This window comes from Mycobacterium sp. NGS50 (genome assembly GCF_059812545.1).
Genome location: NZ_JCALCW010000031.1, coordinates 60,734 through 70,410, shown reverse-complemented (window position 1 = coordinate 70,410; position 9,677 = coordinate 60,734). Strand labels below are relative to the sequence as shown.

At 65.5% G+C, this 9,677-nt stretch carries 9 protein-coding genes; 7 read left to right on the top strand and 2 right to left on the bottom strand.

Annotation, left to right across the window (positions count from 1 at the left end):
• Window positions 1–54: 54 nt before the first annotated feature.
• The gene (locus AC5Y36_RS20000) at window positions 55–747 is read right to left on the bottom strand and encodes an Rv1363c family protein (RefSeq protein WP_500042692.1); all 693 of its coding nucleotides are present in this window, start codon (window positions 745–747) and stop codon (window positions 55–57) included.
• Between the two features lie 112 nt (window positions 748–859).
• On the bottom strand, window positions 860–1,453 hold the full coding sequence (locus AC5Y36_RS19995) for a hypothetical protein (RefSeq protein ID WP_500042691.1): 594 nt from the start codon (window positions 1,451–1,453) through the stop codon (window positions 860–862).
• Window positions 1,454–1,743: 290 nt separating this feature from the next.
• On the opposite strand from AC5Y36_RS19995, the gene AC5Y36_RS19990 reads away from it, so the two are divergent.
• From AC5Y36_RS19990 to AC5Y36_RS19960, 7 genes are read left to right on the top strand one after another with little or no spacing between them, the layout of a single operon-like run.
• Window positions 1,744–2,613, top strand: a complete 870-nt coding sequence (locus AC5Y36_RS19990; RefSeq protein WP_500042690.1) for an MlaE family ABC transporter permease — start codon at window positions 1,744–1,746, stop codon at window positions 2,611–2,613.
• A gap of 2 nt (window positions 2,614–2,615) precedes the next feature.
• A complete protein-coding gene (locus tag AC5Y36_RS19985; RefSeq protein ID WP_500042689.1) occupies window positions 2,616–3,473 on the top strand; it encodes an MlaE family ABC transporter permease in 858 nt (285 codons plus the stop codon).
• Complete coding sequence (locus AC5Y36_RS19980) at window positions 3,474–5,069, top strand: MlaD family protein (protein WP_500042688.1); 1,596 nt, start codon at window positions 3,474–3,476, stop codon at window positions 5,067–5,069. It abuts the gene before it with no gap.
• The gene (locus AC5Y36_RS19975) at window positions 5,066–6,145 is read left to right on the top strand and encodes an MCE family protein (RefSeq protein ID WP_500042687.1); all 1,080 of its coding nucleotides are present in this window, start codon (window positions 5,066–5,068) and stop codon (window positions 6,143–6,145) included. The genes AC5Y36_RS19980 and AC5Y36_RS19975 overlap by 4 nt, the downstream gene beginning before the upstream one ends.
• Window positions 6,138–7,214 (top strand): MlaD family protein, encoded by a 1,077-nt coding sequence (locus AC5Y36_RS19970; RefSeq protein WP_500042686.1) that lies wholly within the window; start codon window positions 6,138–6,140, stop codon window positions 7,212–7,214. The genes AC5Y36_RS19975 and AC5Y36_RS19970 overlap by 8 nt, the downstream gene beginning before the upstream one ends.
• A 49-nt stretch (window positions 7,215–7,263) precedes the next feature.
• Complete coding sequence (locus AC5Y36_RS19965) at window positions 7,264–8,376, top strand: MCE family protein (RefSeq protein ID WP_500042685.1); 1,113 nt, start codon at window positions 7,264–7,266, stop codon at window positions 8,374–8,376.
• Window positions 8,377–8,378: 2 nt separating this feature from the next.
• A complete protein-coding gene (locus tag AC5Y36_RS19960; RefSeq protein WP_500042684.1) occupies window positions 8,379–9,644 on the top strand; it encodes an MCE family protein in 1,266 nt (421 codons plus the stop codon).
• Window positions 9,645–9,677 lie beyond the last annotated feature (33 nt).

The following is a 9,677-nucleotide window of genomic DNA, read 5'->3' as shown; positions in this document are numbered from 1 at the left end:
GCCAAATAGGGCACTTTTGCGTCTGCTCGCGCCGGTGGGGGTTGCCGATGGGGGTTACGGCATCTCCAGCTTGCTGGCCAGCCAACGGCCGTCGACCTTCTCCATCGTCATCACCACCCGACTGCGGTCCAACTGCGGCCCCTGCGAGGCGGCGTTGCTCACCGACTGATCGATGAACAACATCACCTCGACCTTGTTCTTGGTGGCGGATTTGACCGCGGCGTCGATGACGGTGCCGTGTGCCGCAGCCTTGTTCTCGATCAGCGCCTGGCGAAGCTGTTCACTGGACTGGCTGTACATGTCCTTGAACTCGCCGGTCGCGCCGTCGAGGACATCGGCGAAGTTCTTGTCCAGCGCATTGGGATCGACGGTGGTCAGGGCCAGCGCGAATTGCTTTGCCGCTTCGGTCGCTTGCTCGCCGGCAACTTCGGTTTGGTGGTGCCGATACCACAGCCACCCCTCTACGCCCGCTCCGGCGAGGGTGAGGACCAGCACCGCGGCCGCCACCCACCGCAGCACCGATCCCCCGGGTGGCCGGCGGGTCGGCGGATCCGATTTATCCGCCTCATCGACGCCGGCTTCGGCGGAATCCTCCGTGTCGCCGAGATCTTCGCTCTCCGCCGCCGGATCCCGCTCATCGGCCTCACCATCAGCAGGATCCTCGACCTCGCTCTCGTCCACGTTGTCGTCCTGGTTCGCGTCCGAATCGCCGTTGTCGACCGCTGCGGCATCTGCCGAAGACTTCACCTCGATGGTCCTCCCTGTGGGCTGCACCCGAAACCGGTGACTATAACTACACTTACGGTGCCGTTTCCCAGGGCTCAGCGCCCCGGGCTCTGGCTAGCCACCATACGCGTCCTCAGGTACAGGCGCCCGAGTCCCGCAGCGCGTTGCCCCATCCCGCGGCGTGAAAGATGTGGGCGTGCATGACACCCGACGGATCCTTCTTCTTGATGCTCTCGGAGACTTGGGACAGCTGAAACACCATGCTGGTCATCTGCTCACCCCCGTAGATCGGTGAGTACGGGCCATAGTTGTCCAGGTTGTTGCGGATGGTCAACGGCTGCATCCGCGGGGCGAGGAAGGCCGTGGATTGATCGATGTTGGCGACGACACCATTGGCCTGCCCCTGCACCCCGGAGTAGACGTCATGCTGGTTGGCCAGGTTGTTGTTGAAGTCGTTGATCTGGCCCATCAGCGGGTCGAACTGCACAGCGAACCACTGGCAGGAATCCGACATGCCGGCGACCATCTCCGGAGTCACCTTCTCTGTGAAGGTACTGTACGGCCAGATTTCCGAATGCGGTGACCAGTCGCTGGGCCCCGGGGTGAAAACCGGTAGCGCTGGCGGCGCCGCGGAGTCTGCGGACGCGTATCCGCACGCCAGCAGCCCGACCGCGGTCAGCGCACAGGCCACCGCGGACCGAGTCGATCGCAGTCCATTCGGCACCATCGGTTACCTCCCGCCCAGGTACCCGACCATCTTGCACGAATCGACCACGCCCGGTGTCCCGATAGCTCAAGATGGCACGCTATGGGGGGCGAAATATCGGCACCGCGCATATTTCCCAACGCCCGCCGCCCCGCGGACGGGAACCCGTCGCGGAAACCTACCGCTGGGTATACCTACCGAAGGGTAAGGAAGGCGGTTAGCATGGCCGCCGTGGATCGCCCAGTGAGCTCGCCGGAGTCGGCACCGCCCGCCCCGTCGGCACTGGAAAACCAACTATTGGACGCCCGCTCATGACCACCCAAGACGAAGACAAGACCACCCGCGAGCCGTCCTCCGACGGTGTCGCGGCTATCGAAGAGTGGAGCACCGGCTACGTCAAACGGCATCCGCTGGCGTCGCTGACCACGGTCGGCGAGCAGTACGTGCTGGGTGTGCGCACCATCGAGTGGTTCTTCCGGGATTTGTTCAGCCGTAACTTCCAGTGGGGCGAGTTCATCCGCCAGGGCGCGTTCATGGCCGGCACCGCCGTGTTGCCGACGATTCTGGTGGCGCTGCCGATCGGGGTGACGCTGTCGATCCAGTTCGCGTTGTTGGCCAACCAGGTGGGTGCCACCTCGCTGGCCGGCGCGGCGGCCGGCCTGGCCGTGATCCGCCAAGCCGCGTCCTTGGTCGCGGCGGTGATGATGGCCTCGGCGGTCGGGTCGGCGATCACCGCCGATCTGGGTTCGCGCACCATGCGCGAGGAGACCGACGCCATGGAGGTCATGGGGGTGTCGGTGATCCGCCGGCTGGTGGTGCCGCGGTTCGGTGCGGCCATCATGGTCGGCGTGGCGCTGACCGGAATCACCTGTTTTGTAGGGTTTTTGGCGTCCTACCTGTTCAACGTGTATTTCCAGCACGGCGCACCAGGGAGTTTCGTGGCGACGTTCGCGTCGTTCGCCACACCGGAGGACATGATCGTGGCGCTGCTCAAAGCCATCATCTACGGGATGATCGTGGCGGTGGTGGCCTGTCAGAAGGGGTTGTCGACCAAGGGCGGACCGACCGGGGTTGCCGACTCCGTCAACGCCGCAGTGGTGGAGGCGATCCTGGTGCTGATGATGGTCAACGTCGGTATCAGTCAGCTCTACCAGACGCTGTTCCCGCGGACGGGGCTGTAGCGATGACCGCCACTCCTTATGTCCCCGGGTTCGCCCGTCCGTTCCTGAACGCTTATCGCCGAGCGTCGCAGCCGGCGATCAAGCTCGGGCACATGATGCTGTTCTTCGTGCGCGCGGTCGCGGCAGTGCCCACCGTGTTGCGGTCCTACCGCAAGGAATTTCTGCGGCTGCTGTCCGACATCGCCTGGGGCAACGGCTCGATCGTGGTCGGTGGCGGCACCGCCGGGGTGGCGATCGTGCTCGGGTTCACCGCCGGCGCGCTGGTGGCCATCGAGGGCTACAACTTCTTGAACCTGATCGGGCTGGGGCCGGCGACCGGCATCATCTCCTCGCTGGTCAACACCCGGGAGCTGGCGCCGATCATGGCGGCGTTGGCGTTCGCGATGCAGGCCGGCTGCCGGTTCACCGCTCAACTGGGTGCGATGCGCATCGCCGAGGAGATCGACGCCTTGGACTCGATCGCGATCCGGCCCATCCCGTATCTGGTGACCACCCGGCTGATGTCGGCGATCATCGCTGTGATCCCGCTGTATGTGGCGTGTTTGGCGATCACCTACATCACCTGCCAGTTGGCGACCGGGGTCATCAGCGGCGGCTCCATCGGCCCGTACATGCATTACTTCACGATGATGCTGTCCGGCAAGGACATCATCTACTCGGTCATCAAGTGCGTGATCTTCGTCTGGCTGGCCTCCACCGTGCAGTGCTACTACGGCTTCTACGCCGCCGGCGGGCCCGAGGGTGTCGGGGTGGCAGCCGGACACGCGATGCGGGCGTCTATCACCATCGTGATGATCGTCAACATGCTGCTCACGATGGCGCTGTGGAGCATCGACGCCGGCGCGAGGTTCGGGGGCTAGATGGGCAACTCGCTAGACACCGACGGCCGCGGCCCCTCCGATCAGCAGCTGCTGGTCGCGGGGGTGGCGGTACTGGTGGTGATCGTCGCGATCACCAGCACCCTGCTCTACAAATCGACCGGGCGGCTCAACGACTACGTCCGGGTGGTCGCCGATCTGGTCAACGTCGCCGACGGTCTGCCCGGCAAATCCGATGTGAAGTACCACGGGTTGTTGGTCGGCAGTGTCAACGACGTCACCCCGGCGGCGTACGGCAAACCCAACTACGTGCACATCGACCTCAAACCCCAATACGCCAAAGACATCCCGGCCACGGTGACCGCCCGGGTAGTGCCGTCCAACGTATTCGCGGTGTCCTCGGTGCAGCTCGTCGACAGGGGCGCGGGACCCACCATTCGCAACGGAGCCCACATCCCGGAGGACACCGAGCTGTCGACGGTGATCTTCCAGACGACCATCTCCAAATTGCGTGACATTCTCGCCGCGACCGGGCGCGGCCGCGACGACCACAGCGTCGGGATTCTGGCCGCCGTCGGGGCGGCCACCGATCACCGGCGTGAAAAGCTGCTGACCGCCGCCGGCCAGATGACCCGGCTCCTGGGCGAGCTCAACGCGATCGTGGCCACCGATCCCGCCGCGCCGTCGACGGTCTCGGCGCTGCTGGGCGCGACCCGCGGTTTACAGGCCACCGCACCCGAGCTCGTCGACGCCCTGCACGAGGCGGTCCGGCCGATGCAGACCTTCGCCGAAACCCGGGCGCAGCTGCAGACGCTGATCGGCGGTGCGCAGAACACGTTCGGCACCACCAAAACCGCGATCGACAACCACATCGACCAGATGATCCAGCTCGGTCATGACCTCACCCCGGCGCTGGGCGTGTTCGCTCAGCACAGCGACCAGTTCGTACCCATCTTCCATCGGGTGCGCAAGCTGTCCGACCTGTTCTTCGAGAACGTCTGGATTCCGGAGTTCGACACCGGCAACATGCGAGTGAACCTGTCGCTGACGCCGACCTACACCTACACCCGCGCGGACTGCCCGCGATACGGCGAGCTCAAGGGACCCAGCTGTTTCACCGCCCCGCTGGTGGAGACCCGCCCGGATCTGCCCGAAGCGATGCTGCCGCAGAACTACCACTTCCCGGCCGGCCTGGAACCGCCGCGCGGCACCGTCATCGGCCCGGACGGCGATCTGATGGCCGACGGGACGCTGCCCAACCCCTACCCCAGCCTGGAGGAGCCCAACCCGCCGCTGCACCCGTTCATCGGCCCGTCGCCGCGAGTGCCCGGAACCGCCGACCCCGACCTCGCGCAAGCCGCGCCGCCGCCGGGCCCCCCGCTCCCGGAGGCCCCGGTGGGCCCCGAATTGGGTGTACCGGCGCCACCGCTGGCGCCCGGCCCGCCGTCGGTCGCACCCGCGTCGTTCGGCGGCAACGTCGGTCCGGTGGGCAGCGCCGTCGAAGCAGCCCAGCTGGGCGTGATGACGGGGCAGCCGGCGTCGGTGGCCACCCAACTGCTGCTGGGGCCGGTGGCTCGCGGCATGACGGTCTCGGTCAAAGACAGCCCGCAGGACGCACCGATCGAGGGGCCGAAATGAGAATCCGTGGGCCGCTGATCGGATTGTCGATCTTCATGGTGATCGCGATCGCCGTCACCTGGCTCGTCTACGCCACCCTGCAGCGCGAAGTGGCCGGCAAAACTTCGTCGTACGCGGCGATGTTCACCGACGTGTACGGGCTACGCGAAAGCGACGACGTCCGCATGGCCGGGGTGCGAGTGGGCCGGGTGGAAAAGATCGAACTGCAAGGCAAACTCGCCAAAGTCTCCTTCATCGTGCAAAACGACCAGAAGCTCTACGGCAACACCCTCGCCTCGGTGACCTACCAGAACATCATCGGGCAGCGCTACCTCGGGTTGACGCTGGGCAAGGTCGGCAGCACCGATCTGCTGCCGCCGGGCAGCGTCATCCCGGTGGAACGCACCGATCCGTCGTTCGACGTGGGGGCGATGCTCAACGGCTTCGAGCCGCTGTTTTCCCTACTGGACCCCAAGGCAGCCAACGACCTGACCAAGGGGGTCATCCAATCGCTGGCCGGTGACCGGGCTTCGATCACCGAACTGGTGGAACAGAGTTCGGTCCTCACCCGCTCGCTGGCCGGGCGCGACCAAGCCCTGGGCACCATGATCAGCAGCCTGTCGCGGGTCACCGACAACGTCTCGGCGCAAAACGACAACCTGGATCACGCACTGACCCAGGCCCGCACGATCGTCGCCGATTTCGACGCGCGCCGCCCCGCCCTGCAGTCGTCGGTGGGCTCACTGGCCCAGGTCACCCGGCAGCTGTCGACCATCATGAACGAGGTCTACCCGTCGTTGAACCAACTCGTCACCCGCCAACCCGGTTTCGCCAAGCACATGGTCGGGATCGAACCGCAGTTGGCGTTCATGGGTGACAACCTGCCGCTGCTACTCAAGGGCCTGGCCCGCATCGTCGGGGAAGGCGGCTACGTCAACGCCTACGTCTGCGATCTCAACGCCACCGCCTTCTTCCCCGGCCTCAACGACATGACCACGTTCATCGTCAACGCCGCCACACCGGGCAACGCGCGGGTGATCACCAAGGAGAACCTGGGCTGGCACACCCCGAGATGCAGGAATATGGCCAATGGCTGACACCGACACCACACCCGTGCCCGCACCGTCGCCGTCGTTGCTCCAGCGCTGGCGGAACCGGACGCTGGAGTCCTACAACCGAACCATGCTCGGGGTGATCGCGCTGGGCGTGATCACGGTGCTGGTGGCGATCTCGATCTTCATCAAGCTGCTCGGCTTCGGCTACACCCACTACACCGCAGAATTCGCCCAGGCTGCGTCGCTTCGCCCCGGTAATCCGATCACCGTCGCCGGCATCGAGGTCGGCACCGTCTCTTCGACGAAACTGGTCGGCGACCACGTCGAGGCCGGTCTGACGGTGCGCGACAACATCCCCCTGGGCAAGGACACCCGGGCGATCATCAACGTGATGACGATCCTGGGGTCGCGGTATCTGGCGCTGGTGCCCGACGGTCCCGGTTCGCTGCCACACAAGACCATCGACCTGGCCCACACCCAGGTCCCCTACGACCTGCAGACCGCGCTGGAAGACGCCACCACCACCTTCGAGCAGACGGACTCCGACCAGTTCGCCCAATCGCTGGGCATCCTGGGTAAACAGCTCAACGGACTGCCCGGCATTCTGCCGCAAGCCATGGCCAACCTGCACGAATTGTCGACCATCACCGCCGGCCAGCGCGACCAACTGGGCACCCTGCTCAAAAGCACGCAGCGGGTGGCCAATACGCTGCGCGCCCAGCAGAGCAACCTGGGCAACCTCGTCGATCAGGGCCAGGATCTCATCGGTGAGTTCGTGGCGCGCCAGGCCACCTTCCACGCCATGCTGGCTGCCCTGACGAATCTGAGCGGCGACCTGAACAACATCGTGGTCAACGACCGCCCGCAACTCGACGAGATGCTGGGCAACCTGCGCGAGCTTTCCAAGATGATCGGCGAACACGACGACCTGTTCCGCAGCCTGCTCCAGTCGGCGCCGCCGGCGCTGCGCGGCCTGACCAACGTGATGGGATACGGCCCGGCGGTCGAGTTCTACACCAACAACGGGCTGGCCGTGGACTCGTGGATGTGCGCGATCAGCGGGCGCGCCAAGCAATTCGGGATGATCGAATATTTCAAGGACTGCAAATGAGCGCCCTGAGGCGAGCCCGCGTGAGAACCGCAGCCAGCAGGAGCCGAGCATGAGCGGGAGAAACAGGGTCATCGCCATCGTCGCCGGTATCGCGGTGCTGGCGGTCGCCGTGCTCTGGGCGGTTGGTTCCTACATCTACAAGCAGGTCAACACGATCACGGTGACCGCCCAGTTCGACAGCGCGGCCGGTCTGTACGAAGACAACGTGGTCGCTGTGGTCGGGATGCCGGTGGGCAAGGTCACCAAGGTCACCCCGAAGGGTGGCTACGTCGAGGTCGAGTTCACCGTCGACAAGAACGTCAAAGTCCCGGCCGATGTACACGCGGTCACCATCAACACGTCGATCCTCACCGACCGGCAGATCGAGCTGACGCCCCCCTACAAGGGCGGTCCGGTGCTGCGCAATCACGACACGATCGGCCTGCCCCGCACCAAGACCCCGGTTGCCTTCGACCAGGTGCTCGACATGCTCGACAAGATCTCGAAGTCCCTCAAGGGCGACGAGAAGGGCGGCGGACCGATCGCCGACCTGGTCAACGCCGCGGCGGACTCCACCGCAGGCAACGGCGAGAAGGTCCGCTCGGCGCTCAGTGAATTGTCCGCGGCGTTGCGGCTCAGTTCGGATCGCGGTGAGGCCACCCGCGATCAGTTGACCACGATCATCACCAACCTGAGCTCGCTGATGGATGCGGCCGCCCGCAACGACGCCAAATTGCGCGAATTCGGTTCGACAACGCGCCAATTGACTCAAATGCTGGCCGACGAGGACCTCGGCACCGGTACCACCGGCCGCACCCTGAACAAGATCATCGTGCAGGCGGCGGGCCTGATCCAGGCGAATCGGGACAACATCAAGACCGCAATCGAAAACGGGAAGGTACCGCTGGAGTCCACCGTCGCCAGCCAGCGCGACCTCGCCGAGATGATCGACATCCTGCCGCTGCTGATGGAGAACCAGTACAACGCCGTCGACCAGGTGAACGGCGCCGTGCGGGTCCATGTCCCCGTCGATAAGATTCTCACCGATACGCAATCGACGAAAGAACTCTGCAACATGATGCACCTGCGTCAACTGGGTTGCAGCACAGGGACATTACAGGACTACGGACCGGACTTCGGTTTGACCTTCATTCTCGACGGCCTTTCGGCGATGGGGCAGTGACCATGGCACGACACGTGAAACGGGCAATCGGAGCCGCCGCGGCCACCCTGTTGATCACCGGCCTGACGGCGGGCTGCGGCACAAACGGATTGGGCAGCCTGCCGCTGCCCGCACCGGGCATCGGCTCCGGCGGCTACATCATCACCGCGGTGTTCTCCAACGCGCTGAATGTGCCCGCGCACGCCAAGGTCAAACTCGCCGGCGCCGATGTCGGACAGTTGGAAACCATGGTCGCGCGCAACTACACAGCGGTGACCACGCTGCGCATCATGGACGGCGTTCGGTTGCCGGTGGGCAGCACCGCCGAGCTGCGCTCTGCAACCCCGCTGGGCGATGTGTTCATCTCGGTCAAACCGCCGACTCCGCTGGATCCGAGCGCGCCGCTGCTCAAAGCCGGAGACACCATCGGGCTGGACTCCACCGCGGCGGCAGCCACCGTGGAATCGGTGCTCAGCTCGGCGGCACTTCTGGTCAATGGTGGCGCGGTGCGCAACTTCACCAACTTCGTCAACGGGGCCGGAAGGGCCACCGGCGACCAGGGGCAGGCGTTCGGCAACCTGATCAACGACACCAACGACTTGCTGGGCAAGCTCAACACCCGCTCCGGCCAGATCGAGGACGCGTTGACGCAGACCGCCGCGCTCGGCGACCGGCTCGACGAGAAGAACCAGGCGCTGTCCGACGTCCTGGCCAACGTCGGCCCCGCCACCGATACGCTGGCGGCCAACACCAACCAGATCTCCGACCTCGTCGAACTGCTGGGCGCGACCACCCGGCAGCTGACCAGGCTTCCGTCGATCGGCGGCACCGACACGAGCGGGCGCAGCGTCATCAAGGATTTGAACACCGCCGCCGGTGCGTTCAACGACGTGTCCGTCGACCCCGATGTCAGCCTCTACGCGCTCAACCGGTTGATGCCGCCGATCGTCAAGTTGCTGCCCGGATCGGGGATATCGGTACGTGCATCGATCGACCGGTTGGTCCTCGGGTCGATTCCCGACGCCGGATTCAAAGGCGACCTGGCCTTCCACGGCCCCAAACGTTACGACTGGGCAAAGCTGGCCGGTTCGATCAAATACGCCCTGTGGCGGCTGCAGGAACGTGTGGTGGGTACCGGCCCCGACACCGCGATGGGCCAAACCCCGTGGTTCCCGGTCGGTCCCGCGATTCCGCCGAGTCCCGCTGAGCAGCAGGCGCGCCACGACATCGAGGCGGGACCGGGCGGCCCGGGGCCGGGCAACGCTGCGCATCAGGAGCCGACGCCGTGATCCGCGTCGCGACGAGTGCAGTACGCGGCGATG